At 44.1% G+C, this 21,285-nt stretch carries 20 protein-coding genes; 8 read left to right on the forward strand and 12 right to left on the reverse strand.

The features are described 5' to 3' along the window. Window positions 1-34: 34 nt before the first annotated feature. From metE to D8872_RS04495, 4 genes are all read right to left on the reverse strand, one after another. A complete protein-coding gene (gene metE, locus D8872_RS04480; RefSeq protein WP_125390108.1) occupies window positions 35-2,287 on the reverse strand; it encodes a 5-methyltetrahydropteroyltriglutamate--homocysteine S-methyltransferase in 2,253 nt (750 codons plus the stop codon). Between the two features lie 245 nt (window positions 2,288-2,532). Then, window positions 2,533-3,516, reverse strand: coding sequence for a hypothetical protein (locus D8872_RS04485; protein ID WP_125390109.1), 984 nt, complete (start codon window positions 3,514-3,516; stop codon window positions 2,533-2,535). A gap of 39 nt (window positions 3,517-3,555) precedes the next feature. Then, a complete protein-coding gene (locus D8872_RS04490) occupies window positions 3,556-4,653 on the reverse strand; it encodes an AI-2E family transporter (protein WP_125390110.1) in 1,098 nt (365 codons plus the stop codon). Window positions 4,654-4,760: 107 nt separating this feature from the next. Continuing rightward, window positions 4,761-5,102 carry an insulin activator factor gene (locus tag D8872_RS04495; protein WP_185761388.1) on the reverse strand — a complete coding sequence of 114 codons (342 nt, stop codon included), beginning with the start codon at window positions 5,100-5,102 and terminating at the stop codon, window positions 4,761-4,763. A gap of 131 nt (window positions 5,103-5,233) precedes the next feature. Between D8872_RS04495 and pabB the strand changes: the two genes are divergently transcribed. The 3 genes from pabB (at window position 5,234) to D8872_RS04515 (ending at window position 8,979) form a co-directional block, all read left to right on the forward strand. Beyond that, complete coding sequence (gene pabB / locus D8872_RS04500) at window positions 5,234-6,955, forward strand: aminodeoxychorismate synthase component I (RefSeq protein WP_125390112.1); 1,722 nt, start codon at window positions 5,234-5,236, stop codon at window positions 6,953-6,955. Between the two features lie 333 nt (window positions 6,956-7,288). Next, a complete protein-coding gene (locus tag D8872_RS04510; RefSeq protein WP_125390113.1) occupies window positions 7,289-8,218 on the forward strand; it encodes an ATP-binding cassette domain-containing protein in 930 nt (309 codons plus the stop codon). Then, entirely contained in the window at window positions 8,215-8,979 is a 765-nt protein-coding gene (locus D8872_RS04515; RefSeq protein WP_125390114.1) for a lantibiotic ABC transporter permease, read from the forward strand. The genes D8872_RS04510 and D8872_RS04515 overlap by 4 nt, the downstream gene beginning before the upstream one ends. A gap of 41 nt (window positions 8,980-9,020) precedes the next feature. Here D8872_RS04515 and D8872_RS04520 read toward each other — a convergent pair whose 3' ends face one another. The 5 genes from D8872_RS04520 to spxB form a co-directional block, all read right to left on the reverse strand. Then, window positions 9,021-9,896 carry a sensor histidine kinase gene (locus tag D8872_RS04520; protein WP_125390115.1) on the reverse strand — a complete coding sequence of 292 codons (876 nt, stop codon included), beginning with the start codon at window positions 9,894-9,896 and terminating at the stop codon, window positions 9,021-9,023. 2 nt (window positions 9,897-9,898) lie between these two features. Then, window positions 9,899-10,579: a response regulator transcription factor gene (locus tag D8872_RS04525; protein ID WP_125390161.1), complete on the reverse strand. Its 681-nt coding sequence runs from the start codon at window positions 10,577-10,579 to the stop codon at window positions 9,899-9,901. 264 nt (window positions 10,580-10,843) lie between these two features. After that, complete coding sequence (locus D8872_RS04535; RefSeq protein WP_125390162.1) at window positions 10,844-12,283, reverse strand: 6-phospho-beta-glucosidase; 1,440 nt, start codon at window positions 12,281-12,283, stop codon at window positions 10,844-10,846. Between the two features lie 227 nt (window positions 12,284-12,510). After that, window positions 12,511-12,771, reverse strand: a complete 261-nt coding sequence (locus D8872_RS04540; RefSeq protein WP_001291473.1) for a SemiSWEET family transporter — start codon at window positions 12,769-12,771, stop codon at window positions 12,511-12,513. Between the two features lie 220 nt (window positions 12,772-12,991). Next, window positions 12,992-14,767: a pyruvate oxidase gene (gene spxB / locus D8872_RS04545; protein ID WP_125390116.1), complete on the reverse strand. Its 1,776-nt coding sequence runs from the start codon at window positions 14,765-14,767 to the stop codon at window positions 12,992-12,994. 338 nt (window positions 14,768-15,105) lie between these two features. On the opposite strand from spxB, the gene D8872_RS04550 reads away from it, so the two are divergent. Then, window positions 15,106-15,543 (forward strand): GNAT family N-acetyltransferase, encoded by a 438-nt coding sequence (locus D8872_RS04550; protein WP_125390117.1) that lies wholly within the window; start codon window positions 15,106-15,108, stop codon window positions 15,541-15,543. A gap of 271 nt (window positions 15,544-15,814) precedes the next feature. On the opposite strand, the gene D8872_RS04560 is transcribed toward D8872_RS04550, so the two are convergent. The 3 genes from D8872_RS04560 to D8872_RS04570 are packed head-to-tail and all read right to left on the reverse strand — an operon-like array spanning window position 15,815 to window position 18,373. Beyond that, complete coding sequence (locus D8872_RS04560) at window positions 15,815-16,447, reverse strand: SGNH/GDSL hydrolase family protein (RefSeq protein ID WP_125390118.1); 633 nt, start codon at window positions 16,445-16,447, stop codon at window positions 15,815-15,817. After that, window positions 16,448-17,275 (reverse strand): Cof-type HAD-IIB family hydrolase, encoded by an 828-nt coding sequence (locus D8872_RS04565; protein WP_125390119.1) that lies wholly within the window; start codon window positions 17,273-17,275, stop codon window positions 16,448-16,450. A gap of 15 nt (window positions 17,276-17,290) precedes the next feature. Continuing rightward, the gene (locus D8872_RS04570) at window positions 17,291-18,373 is read right to left on the reverse strand and encodes a DUF3114 domain-containing protein (protein ID WP_376739489.1); all 1,083 of its coding nucleotides are present in this window, start codon (window positions 18,371-18,373) and stop codon (window positions 17,291-17,293) included. Between the two features lie 203 nt (window positions 18,374-18,576). On the opposite strand from D8872_RS04570, the gene D8872_RS04575 reads away from it, so the two are divergent. The 4 genes from D8872_RS04575 to D8872_RS04590 all read left to right on the forward strand — a co-directional run bounded on the left by D8872_RS04575 (window position 18,577) and on the right by D8872_RS04590 (window position 21,279). Beyond that, a complete protein-coding gene (locus tag D8872_RS04575) occupies window positions 18,577-19,224 on the forward strand; it encodes a metal-dependent transcriptional regulator (RefSeq protein WP_125380244.1) in 648 nt (215 codons plus the stop codon). A gap of 104 nt (window positions 19,225-19,328) precedes the next feature. Further along, window positions 19,329-19,790 (forward strand): MarR family winged helix-turn-helix transcriptional regulator, encoded by a 462-nt coding sequence (locus tag D8872_RS04580; protein WP_125390121.1) that lies wholly within the window; start codon window positions 19,329-19,331, stop codon window positions 19,788-19,790. After that, a complete protein-coding gene (locus D8872_RS04585; RefSeq protein WP_125390122.1) occupies window positions 19,783-20,193 on the forward strand; it encodes an EVE domain-containing protein in 411 nt (136 codons plus the stop codon). Before D8872_RS04580 ends, D8872_RS04585 begins: the two co-directional genes overlap by 8 nt. Before the next feature lie 294 nt (window positions 20,194-20,487). Then, complete coding sequence (locus tag D8872_RS04590) at window positions 20,488-21,279, forward strand: nucleotidyltransferase domain-containing protein (protein WP_125390123.1); 792 nt, start codon at window positions 20,488-20,490, stop codon at window positions 21,277-21,279. Window positions 21,280-21,285: the final 6 nt, after the last annotated feature.

Here is a 21,285-nt window from a genome sequence, read left to right on the forward strand (position 1 = left end):
TTTATCAGAGCTGAGTTTAAATGTAGAAATAATATTAATTCAGTTTTTGTCTAGCTGCTTTAGCCGCTTCGACAAGGCGGATCAAGCTTTCTTTTGTTTCTGGGATACCACGTGTTTTCAAACCACAGTCAGGGTTAATCCAAACTTTCTTGCTTGGTACTTTGGCAAGAATGGCTTCGATTGTGTGGTCGATTTCACCTTCATTTGGCACACGAGGTGAGTGGATATCGTAAACCCCAGGTCCCACTTCTGTTTGGAAGTTTTTCGCTTTGAGTTCGTCCAAGATTTCAAGGTTTGAACGGCTGGCTTCAAAAGAAATAACGTCCGCATCCATGTTGTCGATAGCTGGGATGATATCTGTAAATTCTGAGTAACACATGTGAGTGTGGATTTGAGTATCTGGCGCTACTGTTGAGTGTACCAAGCGGAAGGCTGGAATAGCCCAGTCAAGGTAGTCTTCGTACCAGTCGCTACGTCGGAGTGGCAATTTCTCACGAAGAGCAGCCTCATCGATTTGGATAATCTTCACGCCTGCAGCTTCAAGGTCAAGAACTTCATCCTTAATAGCAAGAGCGATTTGAAGAGTAGAATCCTTAATAGAGATGTCTTCACGTGGGAATGACCAGTTAAGGATGGTAACAGGTCCAGTCAACATACCTTTAACAGGTTTGTCAGTACGGCTTTGTGCATAGCTAGACCATTTCACAGTGATTGGGTTAAGACGAGTGACATCGCCCCAGATGATTGGTGGTTTCACCCCACGCATACCGTATGATTGTACCCAACCATTTTTAGAGAAGAGGTAACCTGACAAGTTTTGACCGAAGTACTCAACCATGTCGTTACGCTCGAACTCACCGTGTACCAGTACGTCAAATCCAACTTCTTCTTGCCATTTGATCCATTCGTCGATAGTTTCAGCAAGGAAAGCGTCGTACTCTTCTTGTGACAATTCACCCTTACGGAAGGCCAAACGTTTGGCACGGACTTCCTTAGTTTGAGGGAATGAACCGATCGTTGTTGTTGGAAGAGCTGGAAGTTTGAAGGCTTCTTCTTGGATCGCTTCACGTTCAGCAAAGAGTGGCAAACGAGTGTAGTCTGCGTCTGTCAAGCCAGCGATACGCGCACGAAGTTCTGCATTTTCACCAACACGTTCAGTTGCAAAGAGTTCTTTATTAGCTGCAAGTGCTTCTGCACCTTGACCATTGCGGATAGCATCCAAATCACGAAGTTCTTCCAATTTTTCAACTGCAAAGGCAAAGTGGTTCAAGATAGCTGGCTCAAATTCTTCGTTAGCAGTTGTAAATGGCACATGAAGAAGGGAGCATGAGCTTGTCAATACGATGTTTTCAGCTGGGATTTGCTCAAGAATAGCCAAGCTCTTTTCATAGTTGTTGCGCCAGATGTTTTTACCATTGACGATACCTGCATAAAGAGTCTTGTCCGCTGGGAAGCCACCTTTAACAAGCTCAAGAGTTTTCTTACCTTCAACAAAGTCCAAACCAATCGCATCAACTGGCAAGTTCACAAGGTCATTGTAGACGTCACGAACGTCACCAAAGTAAGTTTGAAGCAAGACTTCAAGACCTTTTTTGTCAGCCAATAGTTTGTTGTAAATGTTCAAGAAGAGAGCTTTTTCTTCAGCTGTCAAGTCTTTGACAAGAGCTGCTTCATCCAATTGGATACGAGTCGCACCAAGTTCAGCCAATTTTGCAAAGACTTCTTGGTAAGCAGTCACAAAGCTGTCTACGAAGTCTTCTGCCTTTACACCTTCTTCGAAGTCTGATAATTGAAGGAAGGTGAATGGTCCTACAAGGACTGGACGAGTATTGAGGCCAAGTTCTTTGGCTTCTTGGAACTCATCAAAGATTTTGTGACCTGCAAGTTTTACTTGAGTATCTTTTTCAAATTTAGGAACGATGTAGTGGTAGTTAGTGTTGAACCACTTCTTCATCGGAAGGGCACGCACATCCCCTTTTTCTCCTTGGTAACCACGCGCCAAGGCAAAGTAGCGCTCAAGGTCAGTCAAGTCCAAGTTTTGAACTGAAGCAGGCACCACGTTGAAGAGGAAAGCTGCATCTAGGAAGTTGTCATAGTGTGAAAAGTCATTTGATGGGATTTCAGTGATGCCTTTTTCTTTGACAATGTTCCAGTGTTTTGCACGCAAGTCTTTTGCTGCCGCAAGGAGTTCTTCTTCTGAGATTTCTTTTCTAAAGTATTTTTCAGTTGTAAATTTTAATTCGCGAAATTCACCCAAACGAGGGAAACCAATGATAGTCGTTGACATAAACGTCCTCCAAAAATTGTTGTTGAAACTATCTTAACAGAAAATCCGCCCTCTGTATAATTGGAATTTCCCAGAGTTTGATATAGCCTAAAACTATACCCTTGTCATCTTCTAGATCAGAAAACCTTATTTTACAACTGCCATTGAACAAAATTATTGTTTGCTATAGGTAGAAGTTATGAGCTTGGAAAAAGAAAAACCAGCGAGAATAAAATCTCGTTGGTTTCTTCAATTGCTTGTCTTGATTATTCTGTTTCGTGATACAGCTTCCTAGCCTTTTCAATATCATAGTATCTGTCAAACTCTTCTTTAGAGTTGACGATATGCTCCTGACTGTCAACAGACAGTTCTGAGGGAATGTTTACAGCTTCATATACATTCACCGTAGACGGCAAAAATAAGCTGTAGACGGTTGCCTCACGCTCAAATTGCACTGCACTATTTTTAGAATTCAAAATAAATACAGTCGCATTTCCTTTTTCTAAGAGCTTATAGGGCTTTGAGCTCTTAGAAAACTGAGTCTGTTCCAAAAAAGCTTTATCTATCGAGAACTCCCCACCAACAGAAACAGTTTTAATACCATTAGCTTTATCATCCCAAGATGTTGATGTTGTTACTCCCAACTTTCTGTTAAAGTCTTGAGCTAGAATTTCATTTTCCTCAATCTTCTTATTTTGCAAATTAAGAAAAAGTGGTTTAGTATTTTGATAATTCTTTAAATCCCGTATCTGAATCTTTAAATACTCTTGTCCTTTCCAAGTATAAATATCCCCTAGCTCTGCTGGTATATAATCCACATTGTAATCTTCTACCAGCTTGTAAAGATCCAACTCCGTCTCCTCCTCAAGCTTCATGCCCTTAACTTGGTAAATACTCAAAGTCCAGTAAGCTCCATCAATTGGTCGCTCCTGTAAATAATAAGGAGTATCTTTTAATTTCATATTCTGACGCAATATATATCGAGAACCTACACGAGTATTTTGTACAAATCCGTAACTCCCAAACTCTTCCATTTTTTTGTCTTCGTCCGGAGTCGTTGAAACCCAATGGACAATAGCGCCCGCACCATCCGCAATCATTTCATAATCATCAATCTTTGCTTTACCCGTATACTTATGGAATTGTCCGTAATATTGTTTATTGCAGTAGAGGTAGAGAGTCCAAGATAACAAAGATAAACCTGCTAATACTAGCAGTGTAATAAGACTCTTTGTTTTACTCCATTTCATAATTAAGCTCCTATTTTTGCAAATTTATCATCTATGTAATTAGGCAACTTTCCCACTTTCATTCCTCTCCTCCTTCTCCACAACAAACTCTCTAACCAAACGATAGATAACCGCAAAGATAGGCGTGAAGAAAATCATGCCGACCAAACCAAAGAGGTTACCCCCAATCAGGGCTGCAGCAAGGGTAAAGAGAGTTGGGAGACCGACGGACTGGCCGACCACGCGCGGATAGATGATATTGCCCTCAATCAGCTGCACCAGCTGAAAGACTGCTATAGAAAGGAGGGCTTTCCAAGGGCTATCGGTAAAGATAAAGATAGCTCCTAGAGCACAAGCTGAGAAAGGCCCGATGTAGGGAATGAAAGAGAGCACTCCAGCCAGAACTCCTGTCAAGGCCGCATAAGGCAGGCCTGTCAGAGAGTAGGCGATAAAGACCAAAACACCAACAATGACAGCCTCAATCATCTGCCCCATCAGAAACTTATCATAGGTCTCAACAATGACAGAACCCACATAGGATAAGCGTTTGACAGCCTTCTCAGGAAGCAGGACCTGCAAGAGACGGCTAGTGATTGTCTGCAAATGCTCCTTGCTACTCAAGAAGGCAAACATGAGAAAAATAGACATGATGACAGAAAAGAAATTGCCAAAAATAGCTGAGATATTACCTGTCAGACTGCCCAGAAGAGAGATGGCTCGGTTGACAATGTCGCTGTTTTGCAGCTGCTTGGTCAAATCTTTCAACTGACTAGAGGAAAGCAAGCCAGACTGCTGCAACCACTTGGCTAGCTGCGGCGCTACCTTACCGATTGTTTCGCTCAGCTGATTGACCGCCGTGGTCAGAGTCGGCACAACGATAGAGACAATCCCCGTCATAATGAGAGCTAAAATCAGCACCTCCAAAACCAAGGCCAAACTGCGCTGTAGCTTCTGGGGGACACGGCATTTGTCTAGGAAGTCTTCCAGCTTTTTCATCGGCACATTAAAGATAAAGGCTAGGACTCCACCAAGTATAATGGGTGAAAATACCGACGTCAGACTCTGCAGGCCCGACCAGATATTTCCAATGTAGAGAACCAAAGCCAGAGCAAGCGCCGCAAAGACGATGAGTTTATAGGATTCATTGATTTTTTTCATAAGGCTTCCTTTACAGTTTTGTCATTTCCTTATTTTATCATAATTTTCGAGGGCTTTCGAGCAGGAGGAAACATGGGTCAGTCAACTTTGCCATCACTCTCAAATTTTTAAAAATCTTGAAGATATAGAACCCCAGCTCCTATGGATAGAAGGCCTGCAAATATAGCTAGAAAAGGAATAAATCCCATGACAGAGGCGCAGAATAGAAGCTCATGACTCGTCTTATTGACTCTTGGGTCGTTGCTATAGTGATACATTCCGACGATAGAAAGTCCCAAAAGCAGCCAGCTGGTCAATACAACCATATCGCCCCAGCCAGGGTTTTCTATTAGTTTAGGAACTAAATTAATAATTTCCCAGTGCCATCTATTAGAAGAAGCGTAAATGATCAGAAGGCCTCCTAAAATGCCAACAATTCCATTTATCCATAGCAATTTGTTTGATTTCATAAGCATCTCATTCTTTCTTTTTTAAATTAGTATACCGACACACTCACTAATCTGTCAACTATTATAAAACAAACATTGTCTCATCCGATAAATCCGTTTTCATTCAAATTATCTTATGATACAATAAACTCATGCACAAGAAAACGATTATTGATTTTAAAGAACTGGGTCGGCGCTTGATTTTCAGCCAGCCCATCAAAGAGCTAAAAACACGCGAGTTAGCCGAAGTTAGAGAGATTCTGAAAGAGGTCGAAGACTGGCAGAAAAAAGGATTTTATGCAGTCGGCTATGTCAGCTACGAAGCCGCTCCTGCTTTTGAGGAAAAACTCCAGGTCCATAAAGCCCCTCTGCTGGGCGAGTACCTGATTTACTTTACCATTCATGACAAGGCTGATGAAGCACCATTCCCTTTGGCATACGATGAGGTAGAAATGCCGGTGCAATGGCAGAGTCTGACGACAGAGCAAGAGTATGAAAAGGCCATCGGAACCATTCACCATCATATCCGTCAAGGCGATACTTATCAGGTCAACTACACCCTGCAGCTAGGCGCAGAGCTTAATCCGCAAGACAGTTGGGCTATTTACAACCGTCTGGTCGTCGAGCAAAATGCCGCCTACAATGCCTACGTAGAGCACGATAATCAAGCAGTCTTATCCATCAGTCCTGAGCTCTTTTTCAAGGAGCACCGAGGTGAGCTGACAACACGGCCGATGAAGGGCACTACCAATCGCGGTCTGACAGTCGCTGCGGACTTGGAGCAGGCTGCATGGCTCCGTCAGGATCCTAAAAACCGAGCGGAAAATATGATGATCGTTGATCTGCTGCGCAACGACATGAACCGCATTTCAGAGATTGGTAGTGAACGAGTCGACCACCTCTGTCAGGTCGAGCAGTATTCCACTGTCTGGCAAATGACCTCCACCATCAAGAGCCAGCTGCGGCCCGAGATTGGCCTAGGAGAAATTTTTGATGCCCTCTTTCCGTGTGGCTCTATCACTGGTGCTCCAAAGATTTCGACCATGGCTATCATCAAGGCGACCGAAAAAGCCGCCCGCGGTGTCTACTGCGGTACAGTTGGTATCTGTCTGCCAGACCAGAGACGGATTTTCAATGTGGCCATCCGCACCATTCAGCTTGCGGCTGACAAGGCGATTTACGGTGTTGGCGGTGGCATCACTTGGGATAGCACATGGGAATCCGAGTACATCGAAACCCAGCAAAAATCAGCTGTTCTTTATCGGAAAAATCCGCAGTTTGATCTAGTTACGACAGGGAAGGTTGAGCAAGGCCGACTGACCTTCCAAGACCAACATCTGAAGCGTCTACGAGAATCCGCCCGTTACTTTGCTTATCCATTTGATGAGGAAAAACTGAAGGTAGAGTTGAACCAAACCTTAGCGGAACTGGATCCAAGTACGGACTACCGCCTGCGGATCTCCATCGCAAAATCTGGAAAAGTGACCTGCCAGCTAGAAAAGCTGCAAACACTCCCAGAAGCTTTCTGCAAAGCCATTCTCGTTCCACAAAATGCCGACTTACAACAGCCTTTCACCTACTTTAAAACCAGCTATCGGCCGCATTTATCCTTGGGCCAGCAGGAGCAGATTTACTACAATGCCCAAGGGCAGCTACTAGAAAGCTCCATCGGCAACCTAGTTCTCCAATTAGACGGCCACCTCTATACGCCACCAGTCGAGCTAGGCCTTTTGAATGGCATCTATCGCCAGCATCTCTTAGCAACAGGTCAGGCCACAGAAAAAATTCTCAGCCTAGACGACTTGACATCAGCAGAAAAAATCTACGCCTGCAACACACTGCGAGGCCTTTATGAATTGGAAATAGATGATTGAGGCTGGGACAAAAGTCCTAGCCTCTCAATTGTCTTTGGATTGTCGAGCAAGACGCAGTGGTTGAGTGAGCTCTACTACGCTGATTTCATCAGCTTTTACAGCCCTACTCAACTGTGCGGAGGTGGGACGACGAAATCGAATTCTAACCAATTACCGATTTCTGTCTCACTCTCTTTTCTATAGGCCTCAGTCCGCTAAGACAAGAAGTAGGCCTGCTATTTCAAGATTTTAGAAATATTTTAGAAATGCTTGATGAATACTTAATAAGTGTCCGATATACTAGGTAGTGAGGAAAGGATTTCCAAAGATAATTCAAAAAGGAGAAGTAAAACCATGGAAAATATTTTAGTTTTACAAGGGGTCAGCAAAAAGTTCGGCCAGCAGCAGGCTCTGAGCGATGTCAATCTGACCATCAAAAAAGGAGATATCTACGGTCTCATCGGTAAAAACGGGGCCGGTAAAACCACTCTGATCAAAATCATGACCCAGCTGATGCATGCCAGCAACGGAACCGTGTCTCTCTTTGGTTCCAGCAATCAGGCAGAATGGACACAAGCCCTCAAGCGGGTCGGCTCGGTCATTGAAACGCCCGTTGCCCACAACCACTTGACCGCTTACGAAAATCTCAGCTACTACTGCAAACTCCGCCAGATACCTAATGCCGAGAAGGCCATCCAAGAAACCTTGGAATACGTGAACTTAACAGATACTGGCAAGAAGGAATTCAGAGATTTTTCTCTCGGTATGAAGCAGCGTTTGGGAATTGCCATTGCCTTATTGTCTAAGCCAGATTTGATGATTCTAGACGAACCTATCAACGGACTAGATCCCGTCGGCATCAAGGAATTTCGCCAGCTTGTCCAAAAGCTCAATGAAGAGCTGGGCATGACCTTTGTTATTTCCAGTCATATCCTATCTGAGCTTTATCTAGTCGCTACGCGCTTTGGCATCATCGACCAAGGCCATATGATCAAGGAAATTTCCAAGGCTGAATTTGAAGAACAAAGCGAAGATTATATCGTCTTGAAAACGGATCATTTGGAGGAAGCCAGCCGGCTACTCCAAGACCAATTAGGCTACCGCATCAAGGTGGTCAATGCTCTCAATGAGATCCATGTCTTTACTCACTCACATAACATCAACAATATCGTAAAAGAGTTGGTCACAGCTGACTTAGTCATTCAAGAAATCTACTATGCACGACAAAATCTCGAAAATTTCTTTACAGATTTACTTGATCAAAACCAGGGAGGTCTATCATGATTCAAACCATTCGCGCTGACTTTTACCGTCTCTTCCACTCCAAGGGCTTTTGGATTACCGAGTTCGTTTTGCTAGCCAATATCCTGCTCGGCGTCCTCTATAAGGTTACCAGCAGATTTGGAACATCCATTGAGACGGATGGACAAAACATCACTCAGCAAGCACCAGTAAAAATGACGGGTATCAATGCTCTTGCCCATTTCTCTGGAAATTCTGACAGTATTATATTTTTCACTCTCATTGTCGTCTGCCTCTTATTAGGTGTGGACTTGTCCCGCAAGCTTTATAAAAACAGCCTCGCTCACGGTATTTCACGGACAGAGTTCTTCCTATCTAAAACTTTGGTCTCCTTTGTTGTCGCCATCTTCCAATTCATTCTCTTGCTAGGGCTATCCTTCATTATCGCTAGCTCTATCAACGGAATTGGAACAGCTCCAGCAGGTTTCTTTGGCCAATTTTTAGTAACCATTCTCGTCCAACTCATTGTGACCATCGCTTGGATTGGCATCGTGTCCTTCGTCCTCTATCTCAGCCATTCCATTGCTGCGGTCTTTGTTACCTATTTTATCGGAAGCGCCCTGCTTGCCTTTCCAGTCTTACTCTATCCCCATATAGAGTTGTTCCGCTATTTAACCTTACGATTTGGAATAGAGATGGCTGCGGATCCTGCTGCTGTTTTGCAAGCTAGCTTGGTAGCGATTGGCATAGCAGTCTTCTTCCTAGGCAACAGCCTCCTCATTTTCAAGAAAAAAGATCTCTAAAACCAAACAATCAGCTAATCTTCTGACTAGCTGATTCTTTTTTATAAGGCCACAATCAATTCAAACCAATCGTCCTCTGCTTGAATGGTCAAGTCACCACCCAGGATTTCGACCAGCTGCTGGGTGATATAAAGGCCCAGCCCAGACGACTCCTCACTGCTGGAGAGATTTTCAGAATAGAAGCGATTGGTTAGTTTATCCAGATGCAAAATAGGCTTCTGAACCTTATTTTTGACCTGAAAAATGACCTTTTGTCCTTCTTTTTTCAGACTGATGCTGGCTGTTTCTCGGCCATGTTTGAGGACATTGCTGAGCATGTTCTGGATGATTCGATCAAAGATGTCACTGTCCGTTTCCAAAAGCAGATTTTCAGACAGATCCACATCTAAATCAATCCCTGCTCGCTGAAAGGCATCATAATAGGCAAAGAGTTGCTGGGTGACCAGCTGGGATAGATCTACTCGCTGCAACTTCGGTCGAATAGCTCCTTCCATCAAGCGACGGTATTCCATCAGAGCCTCCAAGCGCCTGGATACCATACCCAGATTATCCGCAATCTTTTGCAACTGCTGGTCCATCTGGTCCTTATCAGCATCTTTGAGTAGCTGTTGCGTGTAGCCACTAGCAATGGTCAGTGGCGTTCGGATATCGTGGGCAATATTGCTGATAGCCATGTCCAAGGTTTTCTTTTCCTGCTGGGTCACAAAGGACATCTTATCAATTTCCTGAAAAAGCTGCTCCACCTCGTCAATCAGAGCCACTAGGCTCGGAGATTGATCTCTCAAAGTCAGCCGAACCTGACTTCCTGTGCGACGTTTAGCACGGATCTGGCTGGTCAGACTACGAATCGTCAGATGATAGCGAACCAGCATGATTGACAAGAAGAGTATGAGCACAAAGGCTATAATTAACCACATAGCTAATCCTCCTTGAGCCGCACGCCCAGACCCCAAATGGTCTCGATATAATCTGTCGAACTATCCAGCTGGGCTAATTTCTTACGAAGATTGCTGAGATGGGCATTGAGCGTATTATCGCCTGGCAGATAGGTCTCCTCCCAGACCGACTCATACAGCTCCTCTTTGGTAAAAATCTTTTTAGGATGAGCCAGCAAGGTCTGGAAGATCTGAAATTCCTTTTTCCCTAGCCGCATGGACTGGTCACCAGAAGCAATTTCAAAGGTATCTGGTAGAAGGCGGATGTTTTTGATCAAGGTCTCCCCAGTAGGCTTAGGCTGAGACTGCTGATTACTTCGCAGTTGGACTGTGACACGCGCCGCCACTTCGTCTAGATTAAAAGGCTTGACAATGTAATCATTGGCACCGTCCAGCAGATACTGGCTCACGAGACTCTTTTCGCCCAGGGCGGTCAGCATGACTACCGGCACCTGACTGGTCTTGCGAATTTCCCTCAGCACCTCGTCGCCATTTTTTCCCGGCAGCATAATATCCAGCAGAACTAAATGAATCTCTTCTTCCGCAAAAATCCGCAGTCCCTCGGTTCCAGAATAAGCTGAAAACACGACATGATCCTGCGTAAAGAGATTTTTCAAAATCTCATGAATATCATTGTTGTCTTCAATTAGTAAAAGATTGGCCATCATCACTCTCCAATAGCTTGATAAAACTAGTGTAGCAAGGATGAGCCAGCAAGTCAATCAAATATAAACGATGCAAAAGAAAGAGAGTGGGACAGAAATCGGTAATTCGTTAGAATTCGATTTCGTCGTCCCACCTCCGCACAGTTGAGTAGGGCTGTAAAAGCTGATGAAATCAACGTAGTAGAGCCCACTCAACCACTGCGTCTTGTTCGACAATCCAAAGACAATTGAGAGGCTAGGACTTTTGTCCCAGCCTCCTTGATGTTATTTCACAGATGCTCCATTAGTCGCGATGACTTCCTTGTACCAGTCAAAGGATTTTTTCTTAGAACGTTTGAGTGTTCCTCTTCCTTCATTGTCCCGGTCCACATAGATAAAGCCATAGCGCTTCTTCATCTCGCCAGTACCAGCTGATACTAGATCAATACAGCCCCAGGTCGTGTAGCCCCACAGAACCACACCGTCCTCATTGATGGCTTCCCGCATGGCCTTGACATGGGCCGCCAGATAGTCAATCCGGTAATCATCAGCCACATAGCCATTTTCATCCGGAGTATCCACTGCACCCAGACCATTTTCCACGATAAACATGGGCTTTTGATAGCGATCCCAGATGGTATTTAGCGTAATGCGCAAGCCCAGTGGATCGATCTGCCAGCCCCACTCAGAAGCTTCCAAATAAGGATTCTTGAGAGAAGCAAAGATATTGCCCTCCGTCAGCTCATTGACCTTAGGGTCGCCCGAAGCCACCCGGCTAGAGTAATATGAGAAGGAAATGAAGTCCACCGTATGCTCCTTGAGCAGCTGCAGATCTTCTTCTGTCATTTCGACAGTGATGCCCTCGCGCTCCCAAGCTTTCTTAGCATAGTTAGGATATTCACCACGCGCCTGCACGTCGATGAAGAAATAATTTTTCCTGTCTTCCTCCATACCAGCCCATACATCGCGTGGATGACAGGTATTAGGATAATTTTGCCCCGCCGCCAGCATACAGCCGACCTTATTTTCTGGATCAATCTCATGAGCTAGCTTGGTGGCAATGGCTGACGCGACCAGCTCATGATGGGCCGCTTGATACTTGACCTGCTCCTCATTTTCGCCTTCTTCAAAGCAGAGCCCCGCCCCCATAAATGGTGCATGGAGAATCATGTTAATTTCATTGAAGGTCAGCCAGTACTTGACCAAGCCCTTGTAGCGGGTAAAGAGAGTGCGGCAGAGACGCTCGTAAAATTCCAGCATCTTACGGCTCCGCCAACCACCATATTGCTCAATCAAGTGCATGGGACAGTCAAAGTGAGTAATAGTCACCAAGGGCTCAATACCGTACTTATGGCATTCCTTAAAGAGGTCTTCGTAAAATTTCAGGCCAGCTTCATTGGGCTCCAGCTCATCCCCCTTAGGGAAAATCCGACTCCAAGCAATGGACAGCCGATAGGTCTTAAAGCCCATCTCGCCAAAGAGGGCAATGTCCTCCTTGAAGCGATGGTACATGTCAATAGCTTCCTTGGCAGGGTAGAAATAGCCTTCCTCAAAGTCAAACATCTTTTTCTTACCCGTGATGATGGCCAAACGGTCCTCACCAATCGGCACCACATCTACATTAGCCAGCCCACGACCATCCGCATCATAAGCACCTTCACACTGGTTGGCAGCTGTCGCTCCGCCCCACAAGAAACCATCCGGAAAAGTCAGTTTTTCAGTCATAATTCTACTCACTTTCTTATTTTATCTCTTCATTTACTTATATTATACCCCAATATCCAGACCTTTACTTGTGAAATACTGCGAAACAATGATACTATTCTACTATTTAAATTAATACAAAAGATTTTCAGAGTCCCGTTTTTTAAAAAACCGTCTTTTAAGAAAAAGGCAATTAGCCTCTCCTGAAACAAAAAAGAAGACCGAAAACCAGTCTTCTCTTATTCCTCTTAAATCAAAGCCGTGATGGCCGTTACTAGGCCAAAAACGATACCTGGTGCATTGGCAGCTGCAAGCGGAATATCTCTTTCTTTTTTGAACAAGCCGTAGTAAACCCAAAGACTACAGTTGATTGCTGCGACGAGCGGTTGGATAAAATTCCCTTTTTGCCCCGCTAGGTTGTTCATGATTTGTGGAAAATAGGACACATACATCATTACGGACATAAAGGTTGCAACCCAACCTAAAATTTTCATTTGTTTTTCAGACATTTTTAATACCTCTTTCATTTTTCGGTTATATTTTATAACGATAGTCCAAAACAATCAAGTCCTTTTATCCCTTTGTTATGAAGATGTAAACTATCACAATCTTGTGATAAGTAAAAAGACAAAGAAAAAGATCGGATTGCTCCGATCTTTTCAAGTTCCGCTCTAAGAAAATCATAGAATGAAATCTACAAACTTCAAATTTGATTTTCGATAAGAGGAATTATTTGATTGCGCGTGATTGCAATCCTTCTTCTTCCAAGAAGAGGCGGAATGGTACGAGTTCTTCTGCTTCGTATTTTTCCTTGAAGGCTTTAATAGCTTCTTCTGAGTATTGTTTTGGATCCAACTCAAGTACTTCTACTGGAAGTGGACGATGTGGAGTGATGTGAGCATCGATAACAACAGTTTTACCTTCTTTGTTCAATTTAACAGCTTCTGCAACAACTGCATCGATATCTTCGATACGGTCAACTGTAAATCCAACAGCTCCTTGAGCTTCAGCGATTTTCGCGTAGTCCGCGTTAGGGAAGTCACAACCAAACAAGTGTTTGTTTGTGTCTTCGTATTTGTCCTTGATGAAGGCATATTTACCATTTGAGAAGACAACGTTGATAACTGGAAGGTCGTATTGAACGTTTGTGATCACGTCTGGGTAGCACATGTTGAATGCACCGTCACCCATGATGTTCCATACTTGGCGATCTGGATTGTCTTTCTTAGCAGCGATACCACCAGGAAGGGCAATACCCATTGTCGCAAAGAGTGGAGATGTACGCCACATGTTCTTAGGTGTCATGTGAAGGTGACGAGTAGATGTTTGAGTAGTGTCACCTACGTCGATTGAATAGATAGCGTCTTGATCAGCATGTTTGTTGATTGCATTGTAAACTTGATACAATTGCAATTCACCCTCAGTTTTACCTTCGAGTTTGTTCATGTAATCACGCCAGTTTTGGTTATTCTTAACGTTTGCACGCCACCATGGAGTAGACTCAACTGGGTTTACTTTGTCAAGGATTGCTTTCGCTGCTTGACCTGCATCACCAAGGATTGAAGCGTCAAGGGCATGGCGTTTACCAAGTTTGTAAGGGTCGATATCGACTTGGATGAATTTTTCAGTGTTCTTGAAGGCTTCGTAAACTTCAGCAAATGGGAAGTTTGAACCAAGGAAAAGAACTGTGTCTGCTTCAAAGACAACTTCGTTGGCTGGTTTCCAACCAACACGGTAAGCAGAACCTGTCAAACCTTCGTAGTTCCATTCGAAAGCTTCAAAGTTTTTACCAGTTGTGATGATTGGTGCTTTGATTTTACGTGACAATTCAGTAATCACTTCACCAGCTTTAACACCACCGTAACCAGCGTAGATAACTGGGCGTTCAGCATTGTTCAAGATTTCAACCGCTTTATCGATTTCAACTTCGTTCAAAGCAGGAGCGATAAATGAACGCTCGTAAGAACCTGAACCGTAGTATGAATTTTCGTCGATTTCTTGGAAACCGAAGTTTACTGGAATTTCAACAACGGCTGGACCTTTTTTAGAAACTGCAGCACGGCAAGCTTCGTCAATCACTTTTGGCAATTGCTCAGCGTATGCCACACGTTTGTTGTAGACAGCAATACCGTTGTACATTGGGTTTTGGTTCAATTCTTGGAAGGCATCCATGTTGAGTTCGTTGACTGGACGTGATCCAAGGATAGCAAGGAATGGCGTGTTGTCCATAGCTGCATCGTAAACACCGTTAATCAAGTGAGTCGCACCTGGACCACCTGAACCAACTGCAACCCCGATTGAGCCGCCGAATTTAGCTTGCATCACTGCTGCAAGAGCACCTGTTTCTTCGTGGCGAACTTGCAAGAAGCGGATATCTTTGTCTTCAGCCAAAGCATCCATCAATGAGCTGAGTGTTCCTGATGGGATACCGTAGATGGTGTCTACGCCCCATGTCTTCAATACGTTGAGCATTGCTGCAGATGCAGTAATTTTCCCTTGAGTCATAATGATAACTCTCCTTCAAAATTAAATTATTTATCGAAAACTTTCAGATAATATAATGAAAACGTTTCAATAAACTTACTCTACAAATTTATCACTTTTTCCACCGCTTGTATAAGAATATGCTCAGGAACGCTTTAGAACTATTACATAACAATTATGAGATTTTTCTGACTTTTGAAATGTATATTATAATAGATTTCAGAAAAAGGTGAAAGTGACTCTCGCTGACCTTTGAAACTGGGGAAGATTTTAATTTGGAGCAAACTAGAAATTTAAGGGCTAAACATGCTATAATATTGCTAGGTAAACGAAAATATTCCAAAACAGTAGGTGAAAAGATGATCAGAGAAGCCAGTCCTAACGACCTAGATGAATTACTCCATTTGTACCTCTCCTTGCACGAGACGGCCATTCCAGAAAAAAGTCCAACCTTACAAAAAGTCTGGCAGCGGATGGTAGAAGATCCAGACCATCATATTATAGTCAAAGTGCTTGACGGAAAGATTGTTTCTTCTTGTATTTGTGTCGTTATTCCCAATCTCACGAGAGGACTACGCCCCTACGCCTTGATCGAAAATGTCGTCACTCATCATGACTTTAGAGGAAAGGGGTATGCTAGTGAATGCCTTGATTTTGCTAAGAAAATAGCAACCGAAGCCAATTGCTACAAAATGATGCTGCTAACGGGCTCCAAGAAAGAAAGCACCTGGGAATTTTATAAACGGGCTGGCTACAACCACCAAGATAAGAAGGCCTTTATCCAGTGGCTAGACTAAAGCAAGCAAAAATCTTTAATAATATAGAAAACGAGGCTGGAACAAAAGTCCTAGCCTCTCAATTGTCTTTAGATTGTCGAGCAAGACGCAGTGGTTGAGTGGGCTCTACTACGCTGATTTCATCAGCTTTTACAGCCCTACTCAACTGTGCGGAGATGGGACGACGAAATCGAATTCTAACGAATTACCGATTTCTGTCCCACTCTCGTTTTGAAATGTCAGTTTTAACTGCTTGATTAAGCTGGCCAAGAAAAATATTTTCAGAAAACATTTACAGATACGGCTGCAGAACCTTTGACAACGTCGCATAGCCAGCAATGGTCAAATGCAAGCCATCCGTCGTAAAATCCTCCCGCAGCTGACCGCCCTCATCCAAGAAGCTATCATAAAGGTCGATAAAATGGACATTGGTATAGATGCTTGCTAGGTCTTGGTAGGCACGATTGAGGGCTTGAATTTTCTCGTTCGTTCGGATATAAACCGTCCCTTTGTACTGCTCCTGCTCATTCACAGGCAGGACGGACAGCAACTGGATCTGAGCCAGAGGATAGTCACGGGAAATCTCCTGAACAACTGCTTCCAGATTGGCCAGCGTTTCAGTCTGAGACATCTCCTTGCCAATGTCGTTGGTTCCAATCAGGAGAAAGACCTTGTCCAGAGCCTGCCCAAAGAGATGGGCATCCAAGTTTTCTAAAAGCAAATCAGTCTTGTAGCCACGAATGCCACGATTGACCAAGGTTTTAGGACTTTGCAATAGCTCATGCAGTGGGAAATATTCCACAATCGAATCACCGATAAAAATAATCGCTGGCTCTTTTACCGCAAGCTGATTCAGATCCCGATAATTTTTCTGGATCTTTGCCTGCTCATTTAAAAGCCACTGTTCTAATAGTTGAACTGCCATTTAGACTCCTTTTTCTAAGTATTGCTCAATTACCTGCAAAACGCCGGCCTCTGAATTGGCTGGTGCCAAGCGACTGGCAATGCGCTTAATCTTCTCGTCCCCATTTTCCATAGCATAGGAGAAATCCGCTAGTTCCAGCATTTCCAAGTCATTTTCGCTGTCGCCAAAAGCCATGATTTCCTTGCTTTTGATTTGCCACCGATCCATGAGCTGACGAAGCCCCCAGGCCTTGTGAAGGCCTTCTTGGATAATGTCAATCGCACCATAGCCACTGGTCACAGCACTCAATCTTCCGGCAAATGCTGTATTGATCTGCCGCGTAATCTCTGCTGCTTGCGCTTCATCTACCATAACGCTCATCTTTAGCACTTCTTCAAACGGATGATCTTGCAGATTGGGTACGAAATTCATTCGTTTGTAGAAATGGGCCGCCATTTCCTCTGTCATAATCTTGCTAATCATCGGAAAATCAGTGCCGTCCTGAACAAGGCCACCTTTAGTGGAAGTGACCACCAGATGCACCTCTCGTTCTTGACCCTGAAAATAAGCCAGCGTATCCGCAATCAAGTCAGGCTGCCAGAAAGTGCCCAGCAACATTTCATTCTTTTCAAAGATTCTAGCGCCGTTGGCGACGATCAGGGTCATACGCTCTGTCAAGTCGCCCAACAATAAGCGCATTCTTTGAATTTCATTGCCCGTCGCAATGACAAACTTGATGTTCCGCTCCTCCAGCTGGTCTAAAACTGCTGTCAGGCGTGGCAAATCCAGCTCGCCTCTCGGATCCAAAAGGGTACCGTCCATATCCGTAGCGATCATTTTAATCGGCATCTTCCCACCTCATTTCTATAGTCTCAGATACTTATTTTTCACTTTATTCCATAAATATTTGAGATAAGCTTGCCCTTTTAACTTTTTGACTAATGATTTTTCAAAATCTTTTACTTGGGCATCTACTTGATTTTTAGCACTTTTCCCCGCAATTGCATAGCAACTTCTAGCCGTATGGTAACCAGCCGATCCTCGATTATTCTGAGGGGCTTTGAAAGCTTGCCCTCCATTTCGAATCGCCAGCCTGCGAAACTGGGGATCCCACTGGGCTGGACTTTTGACATCGTAATAATAATGGGAACTATGATTGAAAAGCGAGGGTTTCTTCCCATAATTAAAACTAGCTCCATTGACTAGCCCATTTTGACTGCTCTTTTCTGGATCTAGGATATTGAGAAAGTGCCCTTCCCTATCCAGAATAAACTCAGTATGGAAACGATGGAGAATCTTGATATTGGCCTGATAGGGCTGATGGTCTGGGTAGGTCACCTTGCCCTTATCGACAAAGGCTTTATTATGCAGCCTCGAAGATTCCCAGAGCTGGCAGTCTAGGTCAGGATGCGCCTGAAAATAGGCTAGGAGAGCCTGGCCATCTGTCATCCCCGGCTTGCGAAAATGCTGTCTGACCCACTGGGCCTGCTGACTGGAAATGACGTAGCGAAACTGGTGCAACTGACCTTTTAACCTTTGATTGCCACTGTCTGCAATAAAATCTGCTGGAGAAAAAGCCTGTCGAATCGGTTGAGAAAACTGGCGCCAAAAGGGAGCGTGTGGCGATAAGTCCGAATGTATACGTGAGAGCAGTTTGGTAATTTCTGCTGCTTCCCCGCTCAATTCGTCAGGCATGTCCATATAGAGCATAGCTAGCTCTAACAAGTTCTCAGCTTGCTGGGGCTGGACTGCTCGACATTCAAAAGACCACAGTTTCTGAAAGAGGGGACTGCCAAATATGAAAGCTTCCTCAAAAAGGCTTTGGCGAGCTGATTCATGTGGCAATGACGCCATTTCTGCCAGAAAAACTTTATCAAGAGCAGCTTGAGACCAGCCGATCGCTTGTAATTTTAGGCGGTATTGCTCGATTTCTACTTCCATCACCATCCACATCCATCATATAAAATTTCTTTAGCACCGTTTAAGACTCCGCTAGCAGGTTCATGCAGCCTTCGATACCTCTCCTATTTATCTCTAAATATGCCAAAATTTCATGTAAAAGTCAACGTACAATGGAACTTTCGGTCTCAAATTGTATTCTTTCAGCATTTTTTGCTATACTAGTCTTAGGAAAACAACGAGGACAAAAGATGACGCCAAATAAAGAAGACTATTTAAAATGTATTTACGAGATTGGCACGCGCCAGGGAAAAATCACCAATAAAGAAATCGCCCAGCACATGCAGGTTTCTCCGCCGGCCGTGACGGAGATGATGAAGAAAATGCTAGCTGAAGAACTCCTAATCAAGGACAAAAAGGCCGGCTATCTGCTGACCGACCTAGGCCTGCAGCTGGTCTCTGACCTCTACCGCAAGCATCGATTGATTGAGGTCTTCTTGGTCCAAAAGCTAGGCTACACCACGGACGAAATCCATCAGGAAGCCGAGATTCTGGAACATACCGTTTCTGAGCGCTTTGTCGCAGGCTTGGAAAAAATGCTAGATTTCCCAGAGACCTGCCCTCATGGTGGCACAATCCCAGCCAAACACCAGCTGCTGAAAGAAAAATACCATCAAACTCTGGCCTCCGCTCAAGAGCCTGGTAACTACCTCATCCGCCGTGTCCACGACGACTTTGAGCTTTTGGCTTATCTGGAAAAGCACAATCTAAACATAAACCAAGAAATCCGTTTCCTCCAGTATGACGACTACAGCCAGCTCTATCAACTAGAAGTAGACGGCCAAGCAATCCAAGTTAGCCCTATGATTGCCCAACAGATTTATGTAGAAAAACTATAAACAGGATCCAGTTCAGACTTTTTAGTCTAAACTGGGTTTTTATTGACAAAAATAAGATGTTAGAATATAATAAGTGTACTTATAAATATCCAGAGGAAAAGCTAATGGAAAAATCGCAATTTAACTCCATCTACAAGGATGAATACAAAAAATCAACCGGTCTGCTCTTTATCCGTGCCTACCACAAGTGGCATGGGCTGATAAAAAACAAACTGAGAACGATTGATTTGACCCATCCCCAGTTTGTCGTTCTGACCACTCTTGCTGCACTCCTGCGTCAGCAAGAATGGGTGAGTCAGACCGATATTGCCCAATTTTCTGACATGGATGTTATGACCGTATCCCAAATCATCCGCCTCTTGGTCAAGAAAGGTTTGATCATGCGGGAAGTCCATCCCAAGGACAGCCGCGCCAACATCATACTTCTAACGGAAATGGGGCTGCAAAAGATCAACCAAGCCCTTCCTCTGGTAGAAGGCATTGATCAGGCGTTCTTTGGAAAATTAGAAAATAATACAGAAACATTAAACCAACTCTTAATAGAACTGGAGGCAGAAAATGACTAGATTTTGGATTGGTGTCGTATCAAAAGAACATGTGCTAAAAGGTGTAGAAGGTGGATTTTGCCAAGTCTGCCATGGAAAGAAAGCACCATTGAACCGAATGAAAAAGGGGGACTATCTTCTGTATTACAGCCCCAAGTATCAGCTGAATGGTCAGGAAAAGCTGCAGGCCTTTACAGCAGTTGGCAAGATTCTAGATGACACTGCCTACCAAGTAGAGATGTTTGAAGGCTTTGTCCCATTTCGGCGAGATGTCAGCTACTACCAACCTGTCAAAGACTGCCCCATTGAACAAGTCCGCCAGCATCCTCAGTGGCGCCAATATGTTTCTCAGATAAGATACGGACATTTCGAAGTTTCGAAAGAATTTTTTCTCTATATCTTTGAACAGATGAAGGAAGAATAGGAGGCTGGGACATCCTGACCTCCTATTTTTTCGTATCCGATATCATATGCTCTATAATTGTTTTAGCAGGAATTATGGAGTTTTTAGGAAAAATCCTATCTACCTTACTGAAAAGTATAAATCAAATCATATCACAAACCGCCTAGAAAGACCAAGACTTTTCTGATCAAAATAATACTCTAGACACTTCCACTTCATCACGTTTTTTAAAAGAAAGAAAAGATCCCATTTACCCCCTTGCAAACCTTTTCACTTTTTGCTAGAATGATGTCAAAAAATTAAGAAGGACAAATTATGCCACAAAATCTCTTTAAAGAATTAGCTCGGCTAGAGCAAGTTGAAGCTCTGGCTCTCGGAGGTTCACGGGCCGGCCAGCATTTTGACCAAGACTCAGACTATGATGTCTATGTCTACCTGAGCGCTCCTCTCGCGCCAGCCATCCGCCAAGAAATCCTCAGCAAGTACTGCTCCTATATGGAAATCGGCAATCAATTTTGGGAACTGGAAGACGACTGCGTCCTCAATAATGGGATCGAGATTGAGCTGATTTACCGCTCGCTGGACGACTTTGACCAAGACCTACAGACCGTCGTTTTAGAGCATCAAGCCCAGAATTCTTACACTACCTGTATGTGGTACAATCTGATCCACAGCAAGATTCTCTACGATCGAGACGGCCGCTATGCTGCCCTCCAGAGCAAGTACAGTCTGCCCTATCCAGCTGAGCTGAAAAAGAATATCATCAGCAAGCAGCTCCTGCTCCTCGACCAGGCTATGCCAGCTTTTTCAAGACAGATCAAAAAAGCTCTCAAACGCCAAGACCTGCTCAGCATCAATCACCGCAGCAGCGAGTTTTTCGCCTCTTACTTTGATGCACTCTTTGCCCTCAATGAGCAGCTCCATCCAGGCGAAAAGCGCATGCTCCAGTATGCCAAAGAAAATTGCTCCCGCCTGCCTCAGGATTTTGAAGCCAATATCCAAGACTACTTCCAACATCTCTACCAGCCAGACCATCAGCAGGAAGCCGTCCTAGCCTTGGATAGCCTTCTAGACAATCTTAAACAATTGATTGAAGCAGCCATCTAGAATTTC

This window comes from Streptococcus cristatus (assembly GCF_003943815.1).
GTDB classification, from domain to species: domain Bacteria; phylum Bacillota; class Bacilli; order Lactobacillales; family Streptococcaceae; genus Streptococcus; species Streptococcus cristatus_F.

What these genes read in the sequence shown, in the direction of transcription:
- D8872_RS04515 (WP_125390114.1), top strand. Translation starts at nt 8,215, where the DNA reads ATGATTCAAACCATTCGCGCTGACTTTTACCGTCTCTTCCACTCCAAG.
- D8872_RS04590 (WP_125390123.1), top strand. Translation starts at nt 20,488, where the DNA reads ATGCCACAAAATCTCTTTAAAGAATTAGCTCGGCTAGAGCAAGTTGAA.
- D8872_RS04535 (WP_125390162.1), bottom strand. Translation starts at nt 12,283, where the DNA reads ATGACTGAAAAACTGACTTTTCCGGATGGTTTCTTGTGGGGCGGAGCG.
- D8872_RS04550 (WP_125390117.1), top strand. Translation starts at nt 15,106, where the DNA reads ATGATCAGAGAAGCCAGTCCTAACGACCTAGATGAATTACTCCATTTG.
- D8872_RS04570 (WP_376739489.1), bottom strand. Translation starts at nt 18,373, where the DNA reads ATGGTGATGGAAGTAGAAATCGAGCAATACCGCCTAAAATTACAAGCG.
- D8872_RS04525 (WP_125390161.1), bottom strand. Translation starts at nt 10,579, where the DNA reads ATGGCCAATCTTTTACTAATTGAAGACAACAATGATATTCATGAGATT.
- D8872_RS04520 (WP_125390115.1), bottom strand. Translation starts at nt 9,896, where the DNA reads ATGTGGTTAATTATAGCCTTTGTGCTCATACTCTTCTTGTCAATCATG.
- D8872_RS04495 (WP_185761388.1), bottom strand. Translation starts at nt 5,102, where the DNA reads ATGAAATCAAACAAATTGCTATGGATAAATGGAATTGTTGGCATTTTA.
- D8872_RS04585 (WP_125390122.1), top strand. Translation starts at nt 19,783, where the DNA reads ATGACTAGATTTTGGATTGGTGTCGTATCAAAAGAACATGTGCTAAAA.
- D8872_RS04560 (WP_125390118.1), bottom strand. Translation starts at nt 16,447, where the DNA reads ATGGCAGTTCAACTATTAGAACAGTGGCTTTTAAATGAGCAGGCAAAG.
- D8872_RS04565 (WP_125390119.1), bottom strand. Translation starts at nt 17,275, where the DNA reads ATGCCGATTAAAATGATCGCTACGGATATGGACGGTACCCTTTTGGAT.
- D8872_RS04580 (WP_125390121.1), top strand. Translation starts at nt 19,329, where the DNA reads ATGGAAAAATCGCAATTTAACTCCATCTACAAGGATGAATACAAAAAA.
- D8872_RS04510 (WP_125390113.1), top strand. Translation starts at nt 7,289, where the DNA reads ATGGAAAATATTTTAGTTTTACAAGGGGTCAGCAAAAAGTTCGGCCAG.
- D8872_RS04490 (WP_125390110.1), bottom strand. Translation starts at nt 4,653, where the DNA reads ATGAAAAAAATCAATGAATCCTATAAACTCATCGTCTTTGCGGCGCTT.
- metE (WP_125390108.1), bottom strand. Translation starts at nt 2,287, where the DNA reads ATGTCAACGACTATCATTGGTTTCCCTCGTTTGGGTGAATTTCGCGAA.
- pabB (WP_125390112.1), top strand. Translation starts at nt 5,234, where the DNA reads ATGCACAAGAAAACGATTATTGATTTTAAAGAACTGGGTCGGCGCTTG.
- D8872_RS04540 (WP_001291473.1), bottom strand. Translation starts at nt 12,771, where the DNA reads ATGTCTGAAAAACAAATGAAAATTTTAGGTTGGGTTGCAACCTTTATG.
- D8872_RS04485 (WP_125390109.1), bottom strand. Translation starts at nt 3,516, where the DNA reads ATGAAATGGAGTAAAACAAAGAGTCTTATTACACTGCTAGTATTAGCA.
- D8872_RS04575 (WP_125380244.1), top strand. Translation starts at nt 18,577, where the DNA reads ATGACGCCAAATAAAGAAGACTATTTAAAATGTATTTACGAGATTGGC.
- spxB (WP_125390116.1), bottom strand. Translation starts at nt 14,767, where the DNA reads ATGACTCAAGGGAAAATTACTGCATCTGCAGCAATGCTCAACGTATTG.